Annotated in this window: 19 protein-coding genes and 1 pseudogene; 11 read left to right on the forward strand and 9 right to left on the reverse strand. The window is 71.5% G+C overall.

Annotated features, from left to right (window positions below; all coding sequences use genetic code 11):
- Positions 1-83, forward strand: a pseudogene (locus E0F75_RS21285) (transcriptional regulator); the annotation flags it as partial.
- A gap of 372 nt (positions 84-455) precedes the next feature.
- Here the strand turns inward: E0F75_RS21285 and E0F75_RS21290 are convergent.
- Positions 456-1916: a TerD family protein gene (locus E0F75_RS21290; protein WP_187624146.1), complete on the reverse strand. Its 1461-nt coding sequence runs from the start codon at positions 1914-1916 to the stop codon at positions 456-458.
- A gap of 191 nt (positions 1917-2107) precedes the next feature.
- Positions 2108-3010 (reverse strand): UbiA family prenyltransferase, encoded by a 903-nt coding sequence (locus E0F75_RS21295; RefSeq protein WP_187624147.1) that lies wholly within the window; start codon positions 3008-3010, stop codon positions 2108-2110.
- Positions 3011-3016: 6 nt separating this feature from the next.
- On the opposite strand from E0F75_RS21295, the gene E0F75_RS21300 reads away from it, so the two are divergent.
- From E0F75_RS21300 to E0F75_RS21310, 3 genes are read left to right on the forward strand one after another with little or no spacing between them, the layout of a single operon-like run.
- Positions 3017-4174 (forward strand): type III polyketide synthase, encoded by a 1158-nt coding sequence (locus E0F75_RS21300; protein WP_187624148.1) that lies wholly within the window; start codon positions 3017-3019, stop codon positions 4172-4174.
- 13 nt (positions 4175-4187) lie between these two features.
- Positions 4188-4703 (forward strand): isoprenylcysteine carboxyl methyltransferase family protein, encoded by a 516-nt coding sequence (locus tag E0F75_RS21305; RefSeq protein ID WP_187624149.1) that lies wholly within the window; start codon positions 4188-4190, stop codon positions 4701-4703.
- Complete coding sequence (locus E0F75_RS21310) at positions 4700-5731, forward strand: NAD(P)/FAD-dependent oxidoreductase (RefSeq protein WP_187624150.1); 1032 nt, start codon at positions 4700-4702, stop codon at positions 5729-5731. Before E0F75_RS21305 ends, E0F75_RS21310 begins: the two co-directional genes overlap by 4 nt.
- Before the next feature lie 145 nt (positions 5732-5876).
- On the opposite strand, the gene E0F75_RS21315 is transcribed toward E0F75_RS21310, so the two are convergent.
- The 5 genes from E0F75_RS21315 to E0F75_RS21335 form a co-directional block, all read right to left on the reverse strand.
- Positions 5877-6476 carry a pentapeptide repeat-containing protein gene (locus tag E0F75_RS21315; protein WP_187624151.1) on the reverse strand — a complete coding sequence of 200 codons (600 nt, stop codon included), beginning with the start codon at positions 6474-6476 and terminating at the stop codon, positions 5877-5879.
- A gap of 27 nt (positions 6477-6503) precedes the next feature.
- Positions 6504-11216, reverse strand: a complete 4713-nt coding sequence (locus tag E0F75_RS21320; protein WP_187624152.1) for a putative T7SS-secreted protein — start codon at positions 11214-11216, stop codon at positions 6504-6506.
- A gap of 2 nt (positions 11217-11218) precedes the next feature.
- Positions 11219-11863, reverse strand: a complete 645-nt coding sequence (locus E0F75_RS21325) for a hypothetical protein (protein ID WP_187624153.1) — start codon at positions 11861-11863, stop codon at positions 11219-11221.
- Positions 11860-12360 carry a hypothetical protein gene (locus E0F75_RS21330; protein ID WP_229312767.1) on the reverse strand — a complete coding sequence of 167 codons (501 nt, stop codon included), beginning with the start codon at positions 12358-12360 and terminating at the stop codon, positions 11860-11862. Before E0F75_RS21330 ends, E0F75_RS21325 begins: the two co-directional genes overlap by 4 nt.
- A gap of 507 nt (positions 12361-12867) precedes the next feature.
- Positions 12868-13356 carry a YjfA family protein gene (locus E0F75_RS21335; protein WP_187624154.1) on the reverse strand — a complete coding sequence of 163 codons (489 nt, stop codon included), beginning with the start codon at positions 13354-13356 and terminating at the stop codon, positions 12868-12870.
- 209 nt (positions 13357-13565) lie between these two features.
- On the opposite strand from E0F75_RS21335, the gene E0F75_RS21340 reads away from it, so the two are divergent.
- Both E0F75_RS21340 and E0F75_RS21345 read left to right on the forward strand, forming a co-directional pair.
- Positions 13566-14318, forward strand: a complete 753-nt coding sequence (locus E0F75_RS21340) for a hypothetical protein (protein ID WP_187624155.1) — start codon at positions 13566-13568, stop codon at positions 14316-14318.
- Between the two features lie 142 nt (positions 14319-14460).
- Positions 14461-14922 (forward strand): carboxypeptidase regulatory-like domain-containing protein, encoded by a 462-nt coding sequence (locus tag E0F75_RS21345; RefSeq protein ID WP_187624156.1) that lies wholly within the window; start codon positions 14461-14463, stop codon positions 14920-14922.
- A 30-nt stretch (positions 14923-14952) separates the two neighbouring features.
- On the opposite strand, the gene E0F75_RS21350 is transcribed toward E0F75_RS21345, so the two are convergent.
- Complete coding sequence (locus E0F75_RS21350; RefSeq protein WP_187624157.1) at positions 14953-16071, reverse strand: DUF2235 domain-containing protein; 1119 nt, start codon at positions 16069-16071, stop codon at positions 14953-14955.
- A gap of 89 nt (positions 16072-16160) precedes the next feature.
- Here E0F75_RS21350 and E0F75_RS21355 point away from each other — a divergent pair, with 89 nt between their 5' ends.
- Genes E0F75_RS21355 through E0F75_RS21365 form a run of 3 tightly spaced genes read left to right on the forward strand, consistent with a single transcriptional unit; the run spans position 16161 to position 19662 of the window.
- The gene (locus E0F75_RS21355; protein WP_229312768.1) at positions 16161-17339 is read left to right on the forward strand and encodes a caspase family protein; all 1179 of its coding nucleotides are present in this window, start codon (positions 16161-16163) and stop codon (positions 17337-17339) included.
- Positions 17336-18622 carry a hypothetical protein gene (locus E0F75_RS21360; protein ID WP_187624158.1) on the forward strand — a complete coding sequence of 429 codons (1287 nt, stop codon included), beginning with the start codon at positions 17336-17338 and terminating at the stop codon, positions 18620-18622. Before E0F75_RS21355 ends, E0F75_RS21360 begins: the two co-directional genes overlap by 4 nt.
- Positions 18622-19662, forward strand: coding sequence for a ComEC/Rec2 family competence protein (locus tag E0F75_RS21365; protein ID WP_187624159.1), 1041 nt, complete (start codon positions 18622-18624; stop codon positions 19660-19662). Before E0F75_RS21360 ends, E0F75_RS21365 begins: the two co-directional genes overlap by 1 nt.
- Positions 19663-19688: 26 nt before the next feature.
- Here the strand turns inward: E0F75_RS21365 and E0F75_RS21370 are convergent, their stop codons facing one another.
- Positions 19689-21149 (reverse strand): catalase, encoded by a 1461-nt coding sequence (locus E0F75_RS21370; protein WP_187624160.1) that lies wholly within the window; start codon positions 21147-21149, stop codon positions 19689-19691.
- A 432-nt stretch (positions 21150-21581) separates the two neighbouring features.
- Between E0F75_RS21370 and E0F75_RS21375 the strand changes: the two genes are divergently transcribed.
- Positions 21582-21773, forward strand: coding sequence for a hypothetical protein (locus E0F75_RS21375; protein ID WP_187624161.1), 192 nt, complete (start codon positions 21582-21584; stop codon positions 21771-21773).
- 12 nt (positions 21774-21785) lie between these two features.
- Positions 21786-22184: an NTP pyrophosphohydrolase gene (locus tag E0F75_RS21380; RefSeq protein WP_187624162.1), complete on the forward strand. Its 399-nt coding sequence runs from the start codon at positions 21786-21788 to the stop codon at positions 22182-22184.
- The last annotated feature ends 95 nt before the right edge of the window (positions 22185-22279 follow it).

Genomic DNA, 22279 nt, shown 5'->3' on the forward strand with positions numbered 1-22279 from the left:
CCCTGACAAGGGCGGGACGACTGCCGCCGGAACACACCGAATGGAGGGTGGAACTGCTGGTGGACCGGCTCGCCATCGTCTGACACACCGCCCCGGCGGTCACGCAGCCGGGGCGTTCGGGCCGGATCCTGCGAGGACCTCACGGTGGCGGGCGGCGACAGCCAGGATCACTCGCAGGTGAAGGCCAGGCTATTCGCCCGGCCCTTGGGGGTGGCCAGGACGAGGATGACGGCGATCAGGGGCAGCGTTGCCGATGGCGATGCCGGCGGAGTCTTGAGGTTCTGTCCGGGCTGCAAGGCGGCGAAGACGACACAGCGGGCTGATAGCCGTCGAATGCCGTCCGCGACTCTGTCGAACTGCGGCTCTCCTCGGGAAAGCCCCGACTGCGGGCGGGCGATGACCGGGTCCTCCCGAGATCGCCCACAGATTCCCCGCACGCGCGACTCCGACAAGACCTAGCGACGCCATGCCCTTCGCGCCCCTCGATCCGGCTCGCTCGGGGCAGCCGGATCGAGGGTGAGTTCCCACTGGTGTCTGCTCTTGTCGATGGTGACCAGGAGGGGCCCGCTGGGCAGGGCGACCTTCTCCCGGACCCGGCGACCGTTCCACTCGTACACGAGCCGCTTGGCAGGGCGCCTCAGGTCACTGGGGGAGTCACCCCAGTGGTAATGCATCTGGAACCAGCCCTTGTGCGGGTCCTCCGCCCGCACCTTCAACTCGGCCGCGGGGCCGGTGCGGACGAAGACCTCCTGGCCGCTGCCCGCGATGGTGCCGAAGTCCAGCGGCAGGGCCGCCGACAGGGGCAGGACCGTGAGCTGCCACGCCCCGGAGTTGCGCACCTTCAGAGTGAGCGGCCCGCCCTTGCGGTTGGGCACCATCAGGGTTCGGCCGTAGTGATCAGGAAGGTCGGACAGGAAGACATCGTCCTCGCGGCCGGGAATCTTGACGGAGATGAAGTTGTACTCCTCCGTCCGTGCCTCCAGGATCACCGGCTCCCCGTTGGGCGGAAACGGCAGGTCCACAGTGACCGTCTTGGAACCCTTGCCGCGATAGACGCACGGCTCGAACGCGAAGAAGTCGGCCGCCCAGGGCGGGGGCTCGACGGATGTGCCGGCCGCGGGCGTCCCGGCGGCGTACGCGGGCACGAACCCGGCGGGCGCAGAAACAGGCGACATGGGTGAGGTGGGGTACGTCGCGGAAGCGCTCACCGGGGCGGGTCCGGACGACACCTGGTCCGCCCTGTACGCACCAGGCCCCGGCACCGGCGGCGCCCCGGGAGCCACCAGCCCGGAGCCCGTCTTGCCCACCTCGGCGAGCGGCACCGGGCCGGACACGGAGGGCACAGCCGACGACGCCGAGGGGACCGCCGGCGTTGGTGGTGACACCGCCGTCACCGTCCCCGCGCCCCCTACGTCCCGCGTCAGGCCCGCGAGCCCGTCCTCGTAGCCCTGCCCCACCGCGCGGAACCGCCACGCCCCCTCGCGTCGGTACAACTCACCCAGCACGAACGCGGTCTCGGCGGCGGCGTCCGTGACCGCGTACTGCGCGACGATGGTTCCGTCGAACGTGCTCAACTGGGCGTAGAGACCGCGGACCTGTCCGAAGGTCCCGTCCGTGCAGGATCCGACTATCAGGACCCGCTGGACGTCGGGTTCGACGCGGAGCAGGTCCAACTCCAGCCATTCGGCGAGCTGTCCGGCGCCCTGCCCCGTACCGACGTGCCGAACGGCGCCCGAGGGGTGGACGGGCCGGTCGTGGAAGACGATGTCGGCATCGCCGCGCACTGCTCCGGCCGCGTCGAGCAGAAGGGCCGCGGCTGACACGGTCGGCGCACCCGGCACCGACTGCCGGCCCACGGCAACACGCAGAGGGGCGGCGGGGACGGGCGCGTTCGCACCCTTGATCATGTGCGTCATACGGTACATGGTGACAGCGGAGCAGACACCGGGAGAAGGTCTCCGGCGCGGAACACGCCATGCCAACAGGGAACTTCGTCAAGGTCAGCGGGATCGCAACGCTCCTGTACTCGCCGCTGAACCAGGCCGGGGAAGAGCCGTTGCCCTCCGCGTCGCCTTGAGAAGTCGCTTGTCACGGCTGCGGTGCGGCCTCAGGCGATGACAGAGCCCCGTGACAGGAGCTGCACGACGGCCAGCCCCGCAACCGCGATCGCCGCCCGGAAAGGCCATCGGCTGCCCTCACGCCACCTCGGGACAGTACCGAGGGCCGCGGCACATCCCGCTGCCGTCGCGCACACCCAGCCCGGTGCTCCTGCCGTCCCGGGCGGGCACACGGTGACGATCGCGACCGCGGCCAGCATCGTGACCAGTGAGAGCCGGCGACAGGCCACGGGGCCGAGGCGTTGGGGCAGACCACGGACGCCCGTCGCGAGATCGTCCGCGATGTCCGGCAGCGCGTTCACCCCGTGGGCGCCGACACCGAGCAGGGCACTCGTGACCACGGCCCACCAGGCAGGCCAGGCGTGCGTCGGCGGGCCGAGCGCCACGAATGCGGGCAGGGACGCGAACCCGACGGCGTACGGCACGGGGGAGAGCGGAGTCCTCTTCAGGACCAGGTTGTACGCCCACCCGCCGGCGATCACGCCCGTGAGGTGGACAGCCGCGGCGGCAGGGCCGCTGAGCAAGGAGAGCGGCACACAGGCGACGAGCGCCGCCACGGCGGCCATGGCGGCCGTCCGTGGGTGCAGGGCCCCGGCCACGATCGGTTTGTCGTGCCGGCCGCTGGCGGCGTCCCGGCCCGCGTCCACCGCGTCGTTGCACCATCCGATCGAGAGCTGACCGGCGAGCACCGCCGCTCCGACCGCCACGACATCCCCCGGTCCCCGCCCCGACGTGGCGGCCAGAGCGGTGACGAACACCGTCACCGCGAGCGTCGGCTCCGGGTGGCACGAGTGGAGCAGCGTCACGAGCCGGTGTGTCGCTCGCACCGGAAGACCAGGGAGGTATAGAGACACGGGAGCAAGGTAATCGCGCCGTCGGTCGTGAGGAGACATCCCGGAATGCGTGTCCCCACAGTCGACCGGCTCGCCGCCGTCACGCCGCGGGCCGCGCACGCCGGCGGCGCCGGCGATGCGCGGCCCGATCCCGACGGGTGGAAGAGCGTTGTCGCCGCCGTCCGTACGGCCCTGCCGGAGCATCGATACGCCCAGGACGAACTCACCGAGCTGATCGGCGACCTCTGTCTCGCCCCCGGAGCGGACCGCACAGTGCTGCGCCGACTGCACGGAGCCGCCGGGGTGCGGACCCGTCACCTCGCTCTCCCCATCGACCAGTACGCGGCTCTGGGGGACTTCGGCGAGACGAACGCGGCATGGATGACTGCCGGTCTGGAACTCGGGGAACGGGCTCTGACGCGTGCGCTCGAAGCCGCCGGGCTGTCACCCTCGGAGCTGGATCTGTTGGTGTGCACCTCCATCACCGGTATCGCCGCGCCGTCGCTCGACGCCCGGCTCGCCTCGCGCATGGGCATGCGGCCGGACGTGAAGCGGATTCCCGTGTTCGGGCTCGGCTGCGTCGCGGGAGCGGCCGGTCTTGCCCGGCTCCACGACTACCTGCGCGGCCACCCGGGCGAGGTGGCCGCGCTGCTCAGCGTGGAGCTGTGCTCACTCACCCTGCAGCAGCGTGACGACTCGCCGGCCAACCTCGTCGCCGGTGCCCTGTTCGGCGACGGTGCGGCGGCGGTCGTCGCACACGCCGCGCGGGCCGACGACCACCGGTCCGGTCGCCCGGCGGTGGCGGCCACCCGCAGTCTCCTCTACCCGGACACCGAGCATCTGCTGGGCTGGACGATCGGTGCCGGAGGGTTCCGACCGGTGGTGGACGCCGCCATCCCCGATGTCGTGGGCGCCCGGATCGGCCCGGACCTCCGGGACTTCCTGGCCGTCCACGGCCTGACTCCGGACGACATCGGGACCTGGATCTGCCACCCCGGGGGACCGCGGATCCTCACGGCGGTGGCACACGCCCTGGACCTTCCCGACGGAGCCCTCGAATCGGCCCACCGGGCCCTGGCCGTGTCGGGGAACATGTCCTCCGCCTCGGTGCTGCGGATCCTGGAGGACGTCACCACCAACGCCCCTCCGTCGCCGGGCTCGTGGGGTCTGATGATGGCGATGGGCCCCGGCTTCTGCGTCGAGTTCGTCCTCCTGCGCTGGTGAGGAATCACTGATCATGCTCTGGTACACGCTCCTCCTGGCGGCCGTCGCCGCGGAACGCCTCGTCGAACTCGTCGTCGCGCGACGCAACGCGGCCTGGACCCTGGCCCGTCTCGGGGTCGAGTACGGCAGGGGTCACTACCCGGTCATGGTGGCCCTGCACACGGCTCTGCTCGCGAGCTGTCTGACCGAGGCCTGGCTGGCCCACCGGCCGTTCCTGCCCGTACTCGGCTGGACCATGGTGGCCGTCGTCGTCCTGGCCCAGGCGCTGCGCTGGTGGTGTGTCACGACCCTTGGCCCGTACTGGAACACGCGGGTCATCGTGGTTCCCGGCGCCCGTCTCGTGCGGGCCGGGCCGTACCGCTTCGCGCGCCACCCGAACTACGTCGCGGTCGTGGCGGAGATCGCGGCGCTGCCCCTGGTGCACAGTGCGTGGCTGACTGCGACCTTCTTCACCGTGGCCAACGCGGCGCTGCTCGCCGTCCGCATCCGGTGTGAGAACACCGCCCTGGGGCGGGTGAGCGTGGCGTGAGCCGCACACACGATCTGCTGATCGCGGGCGGCGGCCCCGCGGGGCTGGCCACCGCGCTGTACGCGGTGCGAGCGGGACTGGACGTCGTCCTGGCGGAGCCGCGAGGCCTGCCCGTCGACAAGGCCTGCGGAGAGGGGCTGATGCCTGGGGCGGTCAGGGAACTGCGCGCGCTGGGACTGGACGTGCCAGGCCGGCCGATCGTCGGCATCCGCTACCGGCAGGGCCCTCACCACGCCCAGGCGGAGTTCCGGCACGGCCCCGGCCTCGGAGTGCGGCGCACCGTCCTGCACGCCGCCCTGCACGCGGCCGTCGTCGCCGCCGGAGTCCCCGTCCTGCCGGTACGCGTGCGGGACGTGTGTCAGGACGCCGCGGGCGTCTCCGACAGTGCCACGGGTGTGCGCGCCAGGTGGCTCGTCGCCGCGGACGGACTGCACTCGCCGGTGCGACGTTCGCTGGGGCTCGGTATGCCCGGCGAGGGCGTCCCGCGCTACGGGCTGCGCCGGCATTACGCCGTGGCGCCGCCTTCCTCGTACGTCGAGGTCCATTGGGGTCCCCACGGCGAGGCGTACGTGACCCCACTCGGGTCACAGCTCCTGGGCGTCGCGCTCCTGACCTCGCTGCGTGCGCCGTTCGACGAACAGCTGGCCGGCTTCCCCGAACTCGCGGCCGCTCTGCCCCGCCAGGCCGCGGTCGGCGCCGTGCGTGGTGCGGGTCCCCTCCGCCAGAAGGTCCGCTCGCGCGTCCAAGGGCGGGTCCTGCTGGTGGGCGATGCCGCCGGCTACATCGACGCGCTGACCGGCGAGGGCGTCTCACTGGCTCTCGCCGGTGCCAGGGTCCTGGTCGATCAGCTGCGTCGCGGCTCACCCGGCGGGTACGAGGCCGCATGGAAGCAGGCGACCTTCCGGCACCGGCTCCTGACCGACTGCCTGTTGCGAGCTCGGCAACGCCCCCGACTGGCACACAGGATCGTGCCGACCGCGGCCCGGCTTCCCCGCGCCTTCGCCCTCGCGGTGAACGCCCTCGCCTGAGTGTCTTCCCCGCCGGCAGACGCGCCGGCAGACCCGTCGGCAGACCCCGTCCGTGGTCCGTTCGGTGCGGGCCCGGTCGGGGGCGTCAGGGAGTGTGGGAGTCGACGACGTGCCGAGTGCGCTCAGCCGCCATGACCTCAAGGGCTCACGGCCTCAGTGAGCCGCGGCGGGTCCCCTCCAGGCGGGCGCCGTCCAGGATCACGCCCGCCGTCCTGGCCGCGACCAGAACGGCTTCCGACAGGTCCGCGTTCGAGAAGTCCGCGTCGCCGAGTTCGGCCGCGACGAACTTCACCCGGCGCAGGGAGGCGCCGGACAGCCGGGTGCCGACGAGGCGGGCGCGGGAGAACACGGCGTCGTCCGCGTTCGCGCCGCTCAGGTCGGCGCCGCTGAGGTCGCACAGCCCGGCGTTGACGCGGGTGAGGGTCGCGTTCACCAGCGTGGCGTCGCGCAGGTCGGTGCCCGTGAGGAACGCGTCGGTGAGGTCGCAGCCGCTCAGGTCGCAGCCGCTCAGGTCGGCGTAGCTGAGGATGACGCCCGTCAGGTCCACGCCGCCGAGGCCCACGCCGGCGAGCGGAATGCCGGCCAGGTCGTTCTCGGTGCCCCAGGGCAGGGTCCACTCGCGCACGAGGGTGCGCCAGTCGCCGCCGCCGGCGAGGGCGGCGCGGATGCCGTCGAGGGCGGGGGCGTTCTCCGGCCGGGCCCACCGGTCCCGTACCTCGGTGGCGTGGCTGTTCTCGTCGGTCATGGGGCACTGTTCCGTTTCTGGGGTCGGTCACGGCTGCTGCTTGATCTGGTGCAGGAAGCCTTTCACACGGTCCAGGTGGTAGACGGTCTCGTCGTGCTTCTTGAGGAGCACTTCGAGCCCGCGCTCGGTCATGCCGTCCGGTAGCTTCTCCATCTCCTTCCACAGGGCCTTGCGGACGTTCTCCAGCCCGTTCGCGGCCTGTGTGAGGTCCTGGACGTGGTCGAACGGGGTGCCGTCCGGCTTGCGGGCCACCACCTCGCCGGCCGACTCGCGCCGTGCTGCCGAGTAGTGGTTGTGGTTGGGTTCGGCGTTGATGCGGCCGATCGGGTCGGCCTTGATGTTCTCCAGCTTCTGGATGGCGTTCATCGCCTCGTCGCTGAGTCCGAGCCCGCGGTAGGGGGAGAGGCCGAGCGGGTCGGACCAGGTGACCGGGTTGTGGACGTAGGCGGCCGGGTTGGGGGCGGGGAGGAGCCCGAGCGGGTCGGGGGTGAGGTAGCGGGCGGTCTCCGGGTCGTACTGCCGGAAGTAGTTGTGGTGGAGACCGGTCTCGGGGTCGAAGTACTGACCGGGGAACCGCAGCGGGGTGTAGGCGGTGGCGCCGCTGTTCCAGGTGGTGGTGCCCCAGAGCGTGGCGCGGCTGTGCCAGGCCACCCGGCCGGTCTCGTCGACGAGTTCGGTGGGGGTGCCCACGAGGTCGGTGGCGATGGCGAAGAAGCGCTCGTCGACGGCCTCCCGCGAGGCGTCCGCGCCGAGGACGCGTTCCGTCTGGGCCAGCGGCTTGGCGTGCCGGTGGTCCCAGGTGAGGGCGACGGGGCGGGGCAGCTCGGGTGCGGTCGTGACCTGTTCGCACAGGGTCGGGCCGTCCCAGGTGAACAGGGTCTCCTCGACCACCGTCTCGCCGTCGTCGGCGAGCCGCTGCTTCGCGGTGCGGCGGCCGAGCGGGTCGTACCGGTAGCGCCAGCGCGTCCCGTCGGGGGTGGTGACGGCGGTGAGGCGGCTCTCGGAGTCCCAGGTGTACCGCCAGGTGTCGGCCTTCCCGGAGAGCCGGGCCCGACGGCGCAGGGTGATCCGGCCGCCGGCATCGTGCTCGTACCGGACCGCTCCGGCGCGGGTGAGGGTGGTTCCGGTGTAGCTGCGGGAGCCCGTGGCGTCCTGGCCCGGGTGGCCGCCCGGCCAGGACGCGGAGGTCTGGTTGCCGGAGGCGTCGTAGGCGTACGACTCCTTCCAGCCCGCGGCGGTGACCGTGGTGACGCGGCCGGTGGCGTCGAGGCCGTAGCGGAAGGAGCCGCGCAGGGCGTCGTCGAGCGCGGTGAGGTGGCCGTCGGCGCGATAGGTGTAGGCGCGGCGGTTGACGGTGCTGGTGCCCGCGGTCAGGTGCTGGCCGGCCAGCCGCCCGGATCCGTCCCAGGACGTGGTGAGCGCGAGGGTGTCGCCGAAGGCGCGGCGCAGTTCCCGTCCGGCCGTGTCGTGGGCGAAGGAGATCCGCCGGGTGCCGCTGGTGAGCTGGGCGAGCCGGCCGGTGGTGTCGTACGCGTAGGCGGTGACGTGTCCGGTGGGGGTGATGCGGCGAGCCAGACGTCCGGCGTCGTCGTAGGAGTAGGTGAGCGGGCGGCCGTCGACGAGTTCGGCCTTGAGTTCGCCGCGGCGGTCGTACTGCCGGACGAGTTCGCCGTCGGGGCCCTCGGCGCGGACCATCCGGCCGGCGGCGTCGTACGCGTAGCTGGTGACGGCTCCGGCCGCGTCCTTGCGGACGACCCGGTCGAGCGCGTCCCGCTCGTAGCGGACGGTCTGGCCGGTGGGGGCGGTGCGGGCGGTGACCTGCCCGACCGCGTTCAGTTCGTAGCCGACGGTCCGCCCGTCGAAGTCGGTCTCGGCGACCGTGCGGCCGGCCCGGTCGTACACGTAGTCCCAGGTCAGCCCCTGGGGGTCGGTGACCCGGGTGAGGCGCAGGGCGGCGTCGTGATCGAAGGCGTGGCGCGCGCCGTCGGGGCCGGTGCGGGCGGCGAGCAGGTCGAAGTGGGTGTACTCGAAGCGGGTCGTGAGGCCGTTCGGATCGGTGTACGCGGTGCAGTTGCCCTCACCGTCGTAGGCCCATGTCTCGGTGGCGCCGTCCGGGCGGACCCGCCGGGCGAGTTCGCCGTCCTCGGTCCACTCCAGGGTGGTGACGGTGCCGAGCGGGTCGGTGACGCGGACGAGCCGGCCGTGGGCGTCGCGCTCGCACCGCGTGGTGCCGCCGAGGGGGTCGCCGACCTCCAGGGGGAGTCCGGCGGGGTCGCAGCGGAACGTGGTGACGGCGCCGGAGGGGTCGGCGCTGGCGACGAGGTGGCCCCGGTCGTCGTAGGCGTAGCGGGTGGTGTGGCCGGCGGGGTCCGTGACGGCGGTGAGGTTGCCGCGGTCGTCGAACTCCTGACGGATCCGCCCGCCGTCGGCGTCGGTGAACTCCACGGGCCGGCCCCGGTCGTCCCGGACGGTGGAGAGGCGGCTGCCGTCGGCCCGGAGGACCGTGAGCAGCCGGCCCTCCTCGTCGTACGAGAAGGCGGTCGTCCGGCCGAGGGCGTCGGTGCGGGTGAGCAGGTTCCCCCGGGCGTCGTGGCCGAGCCGGGTGGTGTGGCCGAGCGGGTCGACGGTGGCGAGGACGCGGCAGGCGCCGTCGATCAGGTGGCGGGTGACCCGTCCGTCGGCGGTGGTGAGGGTGGTGGTGCGGTGGCCGGTGGCCGGATCTGGGTGGCCGTAGGCGAGGGTGAGCTGGACGTGGCCGTCCTCGCCGCCCTCGCCGATGACCCGGTCGTGCTCGTCGTAGGCGTAGTCGTAGCGGCTGCCGTTGGAGTCGGTCCAGGTGATCACCCGGTGCCGGTCGTCGTAGGCGAGGGCGAGGGTGGCCCCGGAGGGCTTGGTGACCGCGGTCAGGTCCCCGTCGGTGTGGCCGTAGCGGACGAGGTCCTGCCCGGTGCCGTCGGGGAGGCGCAGGGCGAGGCGGGTCACCCGGCCGTTCTCGGTGGTGACGTCGACGTGGTAGCCGGCCGTGTGGACGAGGGCCAGCGGGGTACCGTCCTCGGTGCGGTCGACGGTGACGGTGTGGCCGTTGCGGTCCACCGTCCGTACGAGCCATGCCTCTCCGTCGCCGCCGGGTTCGGCGCCGGCGGGCCCCGCGAAGTGCCGGGTCAGGCCGGTGTCCGGGTCGGTGAGCGTGTAGTCGCCGGACTCGTCACGGGCGAGCGGACGGCGGCCGGTGCCGGACTCGGGGAGCGTGGGGAGGCCGGGCACCGGGTGCGGGTAGGGGAGCAGGAGGCCGTCGTCCGTGACGTGGACGACCCCCTGCGCGTCGATCTCCAGGTGCTCGTCGACGGTGGAGGACCACGAGGGGCCGAAGAAGCGTCCGGCGGTGTAGCCGGACTCGACGCGCCGGGTGAAGGTGAGCGGGAGGGTGCCGGGCAGGGAGACATCGGTCTGGGGCAGGAACATCCGGCCCGAGGCGAGGTCCACCGGGTCGGTCTCGTCGACGAGACGGTGGGCGTCGGGGCGGTTGTGAGTGCCGTTCGGCGCTCCGTCGATCAGGCGGCGGGCGCGGTTGGCGTCGGATGCCAGGTCTGCTCCCTCGGCCGCCACCCGGACGCCCTTGACGGCCGCGCCACCGCCGGCGGTGGCGGCGGTGAGCAGCAGGTCGGGGACGAGCCGGCCGAACCCCTCCGCCGGGTCCTTCATGAAGTTGTCGATCATCTGCTTGCCCGTGCCCCACGGGTCGTTGGCCATGAGGACGAGGCCGGAGGCGAGGCTGTTGAGCTGGGTGAGGTATTCGGCGGGGTGGGTGAGGTTGTACGGGTCGGTGGGGTTGACGCTCCGGACGAAGCTGAGCAGCCCTGCCGTGCCCTTGACGATGCCGCCGCCGAAGTGGGTCTGCATCACCTGGAGTTCTTCGAGCCCGTCCATGGCCTGGTCGGCGTACGAGGGTTTGGGCGGGGCCGCGTCCCGGGCGGCCCGGACGGCGGTGCGGGCCGTCTCGGCGGCGGCGTTGCGCTGCTTGCGGGCCTCGGCGAGGATCTCCTGCGCCTCCTGCATTCCCGCCTTGCCCGGGTCGGTGAAGGCGCCCGGCTTGGGCGGCAGCGAGGCCGGGTTCCGTTTGTCGGCGGGCTGGGCGTTGTAGCCGTCGACGGCCTTGTTGTAGTCGTCGACGCTCTTGTTGTGCGCGTCGGCCGCGTCGGCGGATGCCTTGGTGCCCGCCTTCCACTTCTCGATGGCGCTCTGGGCCTGCCCTTGGGCCCATTCGACGGTGAGGCCGAAGCTCGCCAGGGCGTCGGCGGCCTTGCCGAAGGCGTCCGCGCCCTTGAACCACTTGGGCGGCTCGACCGCGACCTTCTCCCGGAACGCGTCGGCGGCCTCGCCCTTCACGGCGGACGCGTCGAGGCCCTTCAGTCCCTGTCCGACCTTCTCGAAGGAGGCCTGGAGGTCCCGCAGGTGGGAGGCGGTGTCCCGGAGTTTGGAGGGACTGCCGTAGATCAACTTGGTCTTGTCCTCGGTCTGCCCGAGGTCCATCTCGTCGACCTCGGCGCCCATCCGGTTCGCCAGTGAACGCGACTGCTCGCGCACCCAGTCGGCGCCGGACTCCCAGCCGACGTCGTCCAGCCGGTCCGCGGTCCAGTTCCCGGCGTCCTCGACCCGGTTGCCGGCCCACTCGACGCCGTCCTCGACCGCGTCCTCGACGACGTCCGGAGTGATGTCGCTGATGAAGTCCCCGATACCCACGGTCAGTTCCCCCCGGTGTCCTGCTGTTGGGCCCTCTCCTCAGGGGACGGGCCGAAAGTCTCGTCCACGGCACGGTCGAAGTCGCCCTGGTCCACCCCGAGGAGTTCGTTGAGGATCCGTGCCCGGCTCCCGCCCTGGCCCTCCGTGAGGACCGCGCGCCCGGTGTCCTTCCAGGTCTGAGCGGCTTCGTCCCCGGCGCGCTGAAAGGACTCGGGGCTCCAGTCGGGGTTCAGATAGTCCGGGGTGAAGACGTCGCCCCAGTCCTGCTTGACGATGTCGGCCTCGGAGGCGTGCGGGTTGCCCACGGCGGAGTTCACGGCGATCTTGAAGGTGCCCTGGAGGTACTGGTCCTCCTCCCAGACCAGTCCGGCGGCGAGGCCCAGCGCCGCCGCGAGCGTGTTGGCGTCCTGGATCTGCGCCCGTACGCCCCATTCCCAGCGCTCGCAGTAGTCCTCGAAGTCCACCGAGAGACCGTGGTGCCCGGCTTCCATGCCGGTCATCGAGAGGTCGGAGAAACCCTTGCCGAGCACGGCCCCCGTGCCCGTGCCGATGTCCCGGAGTTCGGCGGTGGCCGCGCGGATCCCCTCGGTGATCTTCTTGATGCTCTCCGCGTCGAACCGCAGGTTCTCCTGCCCGCCCCCGCTCATCGGACGCCACCGCCGGCAGTCGGCTCCCAGGGCGCGGTCGGCCCGTCGGCCGGAGGGGACGTCGGTGGGTCGGTCGGCCCGTCGGCCGGGATGTCGATCGCCACGTCGTCGGGCACGATGCCCCGGACCGGCGGGAAGGCCATCGCCCCCTCCGCATCGGCGATGTCGACGGCCACTCCGGCAGGGACGCCCAGGGCGGGGACGATCTCGTCGAGCAGCCGCGCCCCGCGCAGCTCCGCGAACTCCCACGCACCGCCCGCCTCGCGCCCGGCGTCCCCGCCGGCCGCGTCCCGGGCCCGGGCGAACCGGGCGAGCGCCGCCTCGTCGGTGAAGGCGCAGATCCAGCGCACCCCGCCGAACTCCGCCGTCCACAGACCCCCGGAGTCCACCGGGACGAGGACCAGGGCCCGCCGCAGCTCCCCCACCAGTTCCCTGGGGTCACCGAGCCCGGCCCGCCGCTCGGCGATCCGTTCTGCAAGTACCGTCGCTCCGCCCACCGTCCCGCCTCCCCGACGTCGTACCGGGGCCTCCCCCGTTTCTCGGGAGTACACGCCTGTTCGCCCCGCACGGTTCCCCGGATCGACGGTTTGAGCGTTCGCCTGCCGGAATCCGGTTCAGAATTCCGGTGGGGTCGCGTGCCCGTCGCGCGCGAGGAGTCGCGACGATACCGGAGCCGCCGCCCACCGAGATCCCGGCTGTCCCTGCCGCACCGGGCGGGCCCGGTGAACTCCGGGGCGGAGCCGCCGGGAGCCGCCGTCTCCGGTACGCGGCCTACGGTTGAAAACCGGGGTTCCCCCGTCGCGTCGAGCCGGATCGTCTGCCGCCGCGCATCGCGGAGCTGACCAGCGGCCCCGCCGAGGGCCCGTACGTCTCCGCGGGCGGCATCCCAGGCCCACCCTCTCCACCGAATTCCAGCATGTCCCGGGTACGGCGGGCCGCAACGCGGCCGCCGCGACACGGGCCGATGGCCTCGTCCCGCTTCAGCTTCAGCGTCGGCCGAGGCTTCAGTAGAAGATCGTGCACGCGAAATCGGAGCCGGGCGGCAGGGACGGAACGTCCACGCACGCCTGGGCCTTGAGGTCCTTGTCGTTCACCATCGGCGTGTACACGCTGTTCGCGTCCCCCGGCCTGACCGTGATGCTCTGTACGGCGATGGTGTGTCCGCCGGCGTCCTCGGTCCGTACGGACGCGGTGTCGTCCGCCTTCCCGAACCAGAGCTGCGCCCAGGCGGCCCTGCACTCCGCGCTGTACCGCAGACGGACGATGCGACCGTCGAGCGTGGCGTCGGCGATCGTCACGGCGTCGTCGACGCAATGGGTCGCGAGGGGATCGAGGCCGTGACACGTGGTGGCGAAGCACGTCGCCGGAGCCCTCGTCGGGGCCTTCGACACCGCGTCCGGCGCGGCATGCGCGGGGGCGGAGAGCACCGAGGTGGCCGCCGCTGCGATCAGTACCGCGGCGAGCGCCCCCGCCGGACGGCGTCTGCTCATCATGAGGATTCCCTTCCGATGCGGCGCGTCGGGCGCGGGCTGCCGAGTCCCGCGATTCAAGAACACACCTGTCGACATGCGGCTGCAACCGGTGCGGTCGCGGGGGTAGTTGAACGTGCATGCGTTGATTCGGGGTCGCACTGCGGCCCGCGAGGTGGTGTGAATACCATGGAACAGCCGGATTCACCGGGGGATCATGCGGGAGCGATGCCATGAACCTGCTGCCGATCGAGATCAAGGTCAACATCGAAGGTGACGTCGCAGCGGCGCTGTCGGCGCTGGGCGGGGCGGGCGCCGCGACGACCACGCGCCGGATCTGGTTCGCGGAGGACCGGGACGGTGTCGCCGAGGGCCGGGTGCGGCTGCTGGACGCGGGCGTGATCGTGCGGTTCAGGAACGGGGGCGGCCCGGACGAGCTGACCGTGAAGCTGCGGCCGTGCACCCGGGAACAGCTGGTCGGCCGGTTCGAGGAGGCTTTCGACGTCACGCCGATCACGTATCGGATCGAGGAGGACTGGTCGGCGGACCGCCGTGTGGTGGCCGCTTCCCTGACCCACGGTCACCCTTCGGGCGCGCTGCTGGGCGCGGTCCAGCCCGGGGCCGATCCCACCGCGTCGATCGACGCGGTGCAGGACCAGTTCCTGGACATCTGCGCACCCGTCGTCGAGCTCGACGGGCTGGTCGCGCTCGGGCCGGTCCTCTCCACGAAGGCCGCCGACGTCGCGCTCGGTGATCTGGAGGTCGACCTGGAGGCATGGCGGGTCGCCGGCCTGGAGTTCCTGGAGGCCTCGATCCGGGTGAAGCCCAAGAGCGGGGAGAACGCCGATGAGTTGACGGCGCGGGCCGAGCGCAGGCAACGGAAGCTGGAGGAGGCGGTGCGGGAGCTCGGGGTGACGGTCTCCGAGCTCCCCGAGAGCAAGACCCACAGGGTCCTCACCACCCTGGCGGCGGCCGGTCGCCCCTGACACCCCGGTGTCGTCCGTTGAAACACGCCGAATGGCGGCGGCTGTTGGGCGCGGAGAGACTGGAGGGAGGAGGGCGTGCACGATGCTTTCGCACGCTCCGACACCCCGGCCGAACCCGAGGTTCCGCCGAGAGGAGACTCTCATGTTCGGGTACGTAAGAGCGATCGACGACAAGAAGCCGATCTTCATGATCAAGGTCAGCGTCTATCGCGGTGATCTGTCGCTGATCGACCGTTCCTATACCAACGAGGAAGGTCGGTACGAGGTGGAGATTCCCGAAGGTGAAACGGTCACCGTGGGGTTCGACACGCATTACTCGCTGACCAACGCGGACGATTGGCAGCCGTCCGCCATCGCCAACGTGATCGCCGACGACGAAACGCCCCTGGACCGCTATCTGATGCGAAGGGGGCAGGTTTTCGACGAGGCGTCGGCCATGGACGCCCTCAACGGCTACCTCCTCACCGCGGCGACGACTCAGGCGCAGGCGGACGCGGCCTACGCCGCCACCGCGGCGAACCGCCTGTCGATGCTCAAGCAGCACACCCTTGTCCTTCAGTCGCTCCAGCAGAGGCTTCTGGAGCACTTCGAGAAGCAGACGTGACGTGACGCCCCGCCCCGCCGACCGAGCCACTCACCCGGCCCCGGCCCCGGCCCCGGCCCCGGCTCCGGCTCCGGCCCCGGTCACGGCCCCCGCCCGGGGATGCGGACTCAACCACTCCTTGTCCGTCCAGATCACCCCGTCCGGGATCCGCTTCGCGTACCCGGCGTCCGTCTCGATCCGCCGCCGTACGCTCTCGTGCACGTGGGCATCGGCGGGAACGCGGCGCGGTCGGTAGGTGAGCAGGGCCCACACGGCGCCCATGCGGTGCACCGTGCCCAGCGCGTGGCCGGCGTCGAGCGTGAGGTGCTTGCCGTACGCCTTCCGCTTGAGCAGGAGGTCCGCGTCGAGAGCGCCGTCCACGATCCACTTGAGCGCGACGGTGGGCAGTCTCGGGTCGTCGTCGAAGGTGCCGCCCACGTCGGAGTGGACTCCGGCGAACCAGGCCTCCTCGATGAGCGGGCCCGGTGCCCCCGGCTCCTCCGGCGGCAGGACGAGGTACTCCTCGTACGGCCGGCGCTTCTCGTCGATGGAGACGGCGTGGCGGACGCGGCCCACGTTGGGGATCCGTCGCGTGAAGAGCCAGCGCAGGTTCCAGCGCAGCAGCCCGGCGGCCTTGACCGAGTCCCAGATTCCCATGAAATGAACGGGGATTCCGGTGCGGTCGTCCACCTTCCGGCTGAACGCGCCCGCGAATTGGTGCAGTTGCCTCCAGTCGTCGTCGGTCCAGGTCCGGTTCTTGGCGTACACGGAGATCGCGTACGGCACGAGGTTCTCCGACCCGGGACGCAGCAGGCCGACCGCCCTGAGCAGCCCGGCCAGGGCGCGTGCGGTGTACGCGCCGCGGCTGAAGCCGAAGAGGTAGATCCGGTCGCCGGGTTCGTAATGGTGCATCAGGTACGTGTACGACTCGGCCAGGTTCTCCTTGAGCCCGGCGCCGAAGGCGAGGCCGAGGACACGGGAGAGCTTCCGTGCCGGGGCGGTCCAGGCGCCGGCGGCGGAGAAGGTGCCGACGCCGGGGTCGTAGTAGGCGATCTGCGCCGTCGGGTCAGCGAGGTCGAGCATCTCGTAGAGGTTGACGACATTGGTGTTGCCGCGGGCGTTCAGCTGGTTGCCGGTCCCGTCCAGGCACATCACGATGTTCTTTCCCATCACGGCCTCCGAGGGACATAAGCCACTCTTCCTCCTATGCTAGAAGCAAAGCCTCCCACCGGCCTGCCAGTGCGTCACGTGGAGGTTCCATGGCCGGATTCACCGTTCACCTCTCCGAGGACGTGGGCGTCGCGGCAACACACGCACTCGTCATCGGGGTCGGGGCGTACGCGCATCTGCAGGGTGGTCGGTCGCCGACGGACCATCCGGGCGCCCTGGGAATGCGGCAGCTCTCCTCACCGCCCCTTTCGGCACGCGAGTTCGCGACCTGGATGATCGGCGGGTACCACGACAGGAGCAGACCCCTGGGGAGCCTCGCGCTGCTGCTGAGCGAGGCCGCGCCCACGCCCTTCGTCCACCCGGCGACGGGCGCGGAGCACGTCGTGGAAGAGGCAACCATCGACAACATCGTCGCCGCCATCACGGAGTGGAAGGACCGGGGCGACCACGACGAAGCCCGGCTGGTCTTCTATTTCTGCGGTCACGGCGTCTCCCTGGGAATCACCACGTCCCTCCTGGCGTCGGACGTCTTCGCCGACCGCGACAGCCCGATGAACGGCGCCCTGCAGTTCGAGGCGCTGAAGAACGGGCTCAACAACTGCCGGGCCGGGCAGCAGGTGTTCTTCGTGGACGCCTGCCGGGCGGGTTCCGACACGCTCGTCAAGCGCGTGGGAACGGACAACCTCGGGCGGGTCCCGCTCAGCGGCAGCACCCTGCGTCCCGACGGTCTTGTGCCGAGGAAACACGCCGTCTACTTCGCGACTCTGCACGGCCAGGAGTCCTTCGGCCGCGCCGGCCGCGTCAGCCTGTTCACCGACGCGCTGCTCCGGAGCTTCGACGGCGCCGGAAGCGAGAACACCCAGGGCCGGGTGTGGCGGGTGACGACCCAGACCCTCATGCACGCGATCAGCCAGTTCATGAGGGCCATCCCCTTCGCGGGCACCCTCGCCGGGGCCGCCGTGCCGGCGAGCCCGGAGTCGTTCGAGTTCGACTTCCACGAACTGAGGGGAGACCCGGTCGTCCCCGTGTACGTCGGCTGCGATCCCGCCGAGGACAACGCCCGTGCGGAGTTCGTCTGCCGGCACCCGGCCCAGGAGGAGCGGCGGCGCCCACCGCCCGCCGACGACGAGGCGGACGACGGCGAATGGCCCCTGTTCCTGCCGTTCGGACAGTACGAGGTCGAGGCCCTCCTCGGGCCCGGAGACACCCGCCGCGAGAGGTTCGACGCCCGCCCTCCGATGTTCCGCGTCGTCCTGGCCAGACCATGACTGCCACGCTCGCCGTCCGGCTCCTCCTCTCTCCCACCGGGGAGTTCAACGAGGCGGTGATCATCGGAGACATCCGCCCCGCCGGCCTCGACGGCACCTCGGTGCGCAACATCCTCATACCCTGCGGGCGTTCACCCGAGCCCACCTCGTACCCGGTCGACCCCGGTCGCTACATCGTGTCCGCGACCCTGCCCTCGGGGATGGTGCTGACGAAGGACGCCGAGGCGGTCGAGGGCCGGTCGGCCCCGGTGGACTTCGACATGACCGACTCGCCGTACGGGACGCACGCCTGGCAGTACCTGATGGGCAACATCGAGCCCGAGCGCGTCTACCACGGCGCCACCGAGGTCCCGCTTCCCGAGTCGGTCGCCTCGCGGTCCATGATCGCGCCCGCCATCGGTGCGGACGGCTTCCCGACCGAGTCCGTCGTCGACGTCTCCGCGCTCGCCACCTGGGTCGGAGACTCCCTGCCGGCCGGCTGGTCCTACGCGTCGATCCTGGCCCTCGAACAGGACCCCGCGAGGCCGTCGGTCGCCCCGCTCATCGCCCGAAGCGACCCCCGCCCGCTGCCGGCTCCCGCGGAACGCGGGGACGACGTCACCCCGCTCTACCGGTTCGGCCCCGACGGCCCCGCCCTGGCCCCCGGCGGACCGGTCGGCGAGCGGCAGTTCCTCGTCGTGGAGGCGGCCGGAGCCGTACGACTCGTCACCCTCCCCCTGCCCTGGGGCGACAGCGACGTCGAGGTCCTGGTCAACCTGCGGCAGAGCCCGACCGGCAGCGCCGTGGCCGTGGCCGTACGCGACCCCCGGCTCGGGGCCGGACTCGCGTACATGGCCCAGGGTGCCCTGGACACCGCGGCCCAGCTCTTCACCGACGTGGAGGGGACCCTGCACTCCGATCCCGCGAACCCGCTCGCGGCCACCGCCGGATCGTACGTCCTGCTCGGCACCGACCACAGGACCGACGAGACGTACTGGGACCCCTGGCTGCGGCTGCTGGCCGACCGCTACCCGTGGCTCAGCGACGGCGCGATCCTGCGGGCCGTACGGCAGCTGCGCCGGCCCGGGGCCGACCGGCAGGAGGCCCGGAACGGGCTGATCGACGCCTTCGACCGCGGGATCCCCTTCTACACCCTCGGTCTCACCTGGCTCGCCGACGGACTCGCCGCCTTCCCCGACGACCCCGAGTGCGCGTCCCGGCTCGACCAGGTCCGCCGGCTCTCCTGGCTGGCCGACATGCGCGAGCCGTTCCTCATCCTCGACCTGCGTCAAGGGAGCGCGTGATGATCCGCCTCAGCATGCTGCCCGCGGAGGACGGCGACTGTCTGCTCCTCGAATACGGCAACGACGACTTCGTCCGGCGGATCCTCGTCGACGGCGGCCGGCGGGGCACCTACGCGCGGATCAAACCGCTCCTGGCCGGACTGGACGGCCGGATCGACGTGCTCGTCGTGACCCACGTCGACCAGGACCACATCCTCGGCGTGCTGGCTCTGCTCGGCGACCCCGAGCGGCCGGTGGAGTTCGGTGACGTGTGGTTCAACGGCTTCGACCACCTGCACGACCGCGAGGTCTTCGGGGCCGTCGACGGGGAGCTGCTCACCACGGAGCTCATGAACCAGCAGCTCCCCTGGAACGCCGCCTTCGCCGGCCGCAGCATCGAGGTCGACCACCCGCCGACCTGGTTCGACGACGGTTCCACCATGGAGGTGCTCGCCCCGGACCGCCGGCTCCTGGAGTCGCTGATCGACACCTGGAAGACGAAGTGCGAGGAAGCCGGCCTGATCCCGGGGATCGACCCCAAGGAGAGGCAGCCGGAGGCCGGGATCGAACACTTCGGGGCGATCGACGTCGACGCACTGGCCGCAGCCCCCTTCCGGCGCGACGGCTCCCCGACGAACCCGACCAGCATCGGTCTGCTCTTCGAGTTCGAGGGCACCCGCATCATCCTCACCGGGGACGCGGACGACCCACGCCTGGTGGCCTCGCTCCGCCCGCGCGCCGAGGAGGAGAACGGCCGGCTGCGGATCGACGCCCTGAAGGTCGCCCACCACGGCAGCGCCAAGAACATCTCGAACAACCTCCTCGGCCTCCTCGACTGCGGCCGCTACCTGATCTCCACGAACGGAAGCATCCACGGGCACCCCGACGACATCGCGATCTCCCGGATCCTGAAGAACGGCGGAGCGAAGAAGGACCTCTTCTTCAACTACCGCGACCGAGCGGTGAACTGGGACGTGCCCGACCTGAGGGACCGGTTCGGCTACACCGTGCACGCGCCGGCGCAGGACGACGTGGACGGCTTCATCACGGTGGAGTTCTGAACACGACCGGGCACGGCCCACCGGTCCTACGGGGCCTGCTCCGCCCGGACGCCCTCGGAGATGCGCTTGCCAAGGGTCGCGTCGATGTTCGTCCAGTACGCGAAGGCACGCTCCAGGACCGGCTCGCTCACGCCGTCGAGGAGGTGGCCGACCACGTTGTCCACGAGGCGGTCGCGGGCGGCGTCGTCCAGGACCTCGCGTACGAGGGTGCCGGGCTGACCCCAGTCGTCGTCCTCCGGATGAGAGACGTAGGCCGTCCGGGTGATCTCACCGTCGGCGGTCCAGCTCGGCGGGCTCCCGTACCGCTCGGTGTCGGCGGCGGGCCCGCCCTTGGAGTTCGGCGCGTAGACCGGATCGGACGTCTTCCGGTACGCCATCGCCCCGTCCTTGGAGTAGGTGTGGACGTCGACGACGGGTGCGTTCACCGGAAGTTGCTGGTAGTTGACGCCGATCCGGGCCCGGTGGGCGTCCGCGTACGAGAAGAGCCGGGCAAGGAGCATCCGGTCGGGGCTCGGCCCGATGCCGGGGACCAGGTTGTTCGGCTGGAACGCGGCCTGCTCGATCTCGGCGTGGTTGTCGGTGGGGTTGCGGTCCAGCGTCATGCGGCCCACCGGGATGAGCGGGTAGTCGCCGTGCGGCCAGACCTTGGTGAGGTCGAACGGGTTGAAGCGGTACCCGGCCGCGTCCTCGTACGGCATCACCTGGACGTGCAGCGTCCACGACGGGAAGTCCCCGTCCCGGATGTGCTCGAACAGGTCCCGCATGTGGTAGTCCGGGTCGACGCCCGCCAGGCGGTCGGCGTCGGCCTGGGTGAGGAAGTCGATGCCCTGGTCGGTCTTGAAGTGGTACTTCACCCAGAACCGCGCACCGGACGCATTGATCCACATGTACGTGTGGGAGGTGTACCCGTTCATATGGCGCCAGCTGCGCGGGATGCCGCGGTCGCCCATCAGCCAGGTGACCTGGTGCGCGGACTCGGGGGAGAGGGTCCAGAAATCCCACTGCATGTCGTGGTCGCGCAGGTTGCTGTCGGCGCGGCGCTTCTGGGACCGGATGAAGTGCTGGAACTTCATCGGGTCCTTCACGAAGAACACCGGCGTGTTGTTGCCGACCATGTCGTAGTTGCCCTCGGAGGTGTAGAACTTCACCGCGAAGCCGCGCGGGTCCCGCCAGGTGTCCGGGCTGCCCCGCTCACCGGCCACCGTGGAGAAGCGGGTGACCAGGTCGGTGCGGGTCCCCGGCTGGAACAGCGCGGCCTTGGTGTAGCGGCTCACGTCGTGGGTGACCTCGAAGCGGCCGAACGCGCCGCTGCCCTTGGCGTGCGGCTGGCGTTCCGGGATGCGCTCACGGTTGAACTGCGCCATCTGTTCGATCAGGTAGGCGTCCTGGAGGAGGATCGGTCCTCCTGGGCCCACGGTGAGCGAGTGCTCGTCGCTTTCCACCGGGGCGCCGGAGTCGGTCGTCGTCGCGGGGCGGCTCTCGGTCATTGCTCTGCTGCCTTTCGTCGTCGCGCACGACCACCCTCTTCCTCCTCGGTGAAAGCCGCCACCTGAGGTCCTCGTCGCACCCGGTGGCGTCCGGGTCCCGACGGGTGCGGGACCCGTCGGACGGGAGGTGGGTGCGCGGTGTCATTTGGCCGAGCTCGGCAAGCGCCCTGGGGCCCCGAGGCAAGGCTGTCGTGTGGGTGTCCCAGGCCGGTGCGGCTCCTCCCCGGGGGGTCTGTCGTCGAGCCGGTACGTCAGGGACCCGCGAGACGTGCCGTCGCCGAAGGCACCGGAGTGGCGGCGCGAAGGCGAAAGGCAGTGGGCATGGTCATGACCGGCTCCTTTCCTGATCCACTTCGCTCGTACCGGCGCCGTACCAGGGGCGCCCCGGACCGGCGTCGGCCGAGGCGTGGCCCGGTGGGGGCGGTGGCGGCCATGTCCGCCGCGCTGGTGTCGTCCTGTCCCTGGGCCGCCGTCGCGGCGTCGGGGGACCTGGACACCTCCTTCGACGGCGACGACAGGGTGACCGCCGACTTCGGCGGCACCACCGACGAGGCGTTCGCGATGGCGACGGTGCCGCCGGGGCCGGTGGCACAGGTGTCACCACCTGCCCGTAGGGCTTGCTGACATCCTGGGGCGATGAGCCCTGATGATCCGCCGCTCCGTCCCCTGCTCGTGGTGGACGGCGCCAACGTCGTGGGATCGGTGCCGGACGGCTGGTGGCGGGACCGGCGCGGGGCCGCGGAGCGACTGCGCGACCGGCTCGCCCTGACGGGCGGCCCGGCCGACGGCCCGTTCGCGGGCCCTTACGAGATCGTGCTGGTCGTGGAGGGCCGCGCCCGGGGCGTCGCCTCGGTACCCGGCGTACGGGTCGAGGAGGCCCCCGGCAGCGGCGACGACCTGATCGCCGAGCTCGCCCGGAACGCGAGCGGCCGGCCGTGCCTGGTCGTCACGGCCGACCGCGAACTGCGCCGGCGGGTGGAAGAGGCGGGCGCCCGCTGCACGGGCCCCCGCAGCATCCCCGCGGTACCGCAGTAGGAGGCAGTCCATATCTGACGGATCGTCAATTGACGCTGTATCAGTCATTGACGGTTCGTCAGGTCGGTTACAGAATGCGGTCACCCGACGGAGGG

Origin of the sequence: Streptomyces sp. CB02980, from assembly GCF_014451325.2 — a bacterium.
Taxonomy (GTDB): domain Bacteria; phylum Actinomycetota; class Actinomycetes; order Streptomycetales; family Streptomycetaceae; genus Streptomyces.

What these genes read in the sequence shown, in the direction of transcription:
- E0F75_RS21290 (WP_187624146.1), bottom strand. Translation starts at nt 1,916, where the DNA reads ATGACGCACATGATCAAGGGTGCGAACGCGCCCGTCCCCGCCGCCCCT.
- E0F75_RS21295 (WP_187624147.1), bottom strand. Translation starts at nt 3,010, where the DNA reads ATGTCTCCTCACGACCGACGGCGCGATTACCTTGCTCCCGTGTCTCTA.
- E0F75_RS21300 (WP_187624148.1), top strand. Translation starts at nt 3,017, where the DNA reads ATGCGTGTCCCCACAGTCGACCGGCTCGCCGCCGTCACGCCGCGGGCC.
- E0F75_RS21305 (WP_187624149.1), top strand. Translation starts at nt 4,188, where the DNA reads ATGCTCTGGTACACGCTCCTCCTGGCGGCCGTCGCCGCGGAACGCCTC.
- E0F75_RS21315 (WP_187624151.1), bottom strand. Translation starts at nt 6,476, where the DNA reads ATGACCGACGAGAACAGCCACGCCACCGAGGTACGGGACCGGTGGGCC.
- E0F75_RS21325 (WP_187624153.1), bottom strand. Translation starts at nt 11,863, where the DNA reads ATGAGCGGGGGCGGGCAGGAGAACCTGCGGTTCGACGCGGAGAGCATC.
- E0F75_RS21335 (WP_187624154.1), bottom strand. Translation starts at nt 13,356, where the DNA reads ATGATGAGCAGACGCCGTCCGGCGGGGGCGCTCGCCGCGGTACTGATC.
- E0F75_RS21340 (WP_187624155.1), top strand. Translation starts at nt 13,566, where the DNA reads ATGAACCTGCTGCCGATCGAGATCAAGGTCAACATCGAAGGTGACGTC.
- E0F75_RS21345 (WP_187624156.1), top strand. Translation starts at nt 14,461, where the DNA reads ATGTTCGGGTACGTAAGAGCGATCGACGACAAGAAGCCGATCTTCATG.
- E0F75_RS21350 (WP_187624157.1), bottom strand. Translation starts at nt 16,071, where the DNA reads ATGGGAAAGAACATCGTGATGTGCCTGGACGGGACCGGCAACCAGCTG.
- E0F75_RS21355 (WP_229312768.1), top strand. Translation starts at nt 16,161, where the DNA reads ATGGCCGGATTCACCGTTCACCTCTCCGAGGACGTGGGCGTCGCGGCA.
- E0F75_RS21360 (WP_187624158.1), top strand. Translation starts at nt 17,336, where the DNA reads ATGACTGCCACGCTCGCCGTCCGGCTCCTCCTCTCTCCCACCGGGGAG.
- E0F75_RS21365 (WP_187624159.1), top strand. Translation starts at nt 18,622, where the DNA reads ATGATCCGCCTCAGCATGCTGCCCGCGGAGGACGGCGACTGTCTGCTC.
- E0F75_RS21370 (WP_187624160.1), bottom strand. Translation starts at nt 21,149, where the DNA reads ATGACCGAGAGCCGCCCCGCGACGACGACCGACTCCGGCGCCCCGGTG.
- E0F75_RS21375 (WP_187624161.1), top strand. Translation starts at nt 21,582, where the DNA reads ATGTCCGCCGCGCTGGTGTCGTCCTGTCCCTGGGCCGCCGTCGCGGCG.
- E0F75_RS21380 (WP_187624162.1), top strand. Translation starts at nt 21,786, where the DNA reads ATGAGCCCTGATGATCCGCCGCTCCGTCCCCTGCTCGTGGTGGACGGC.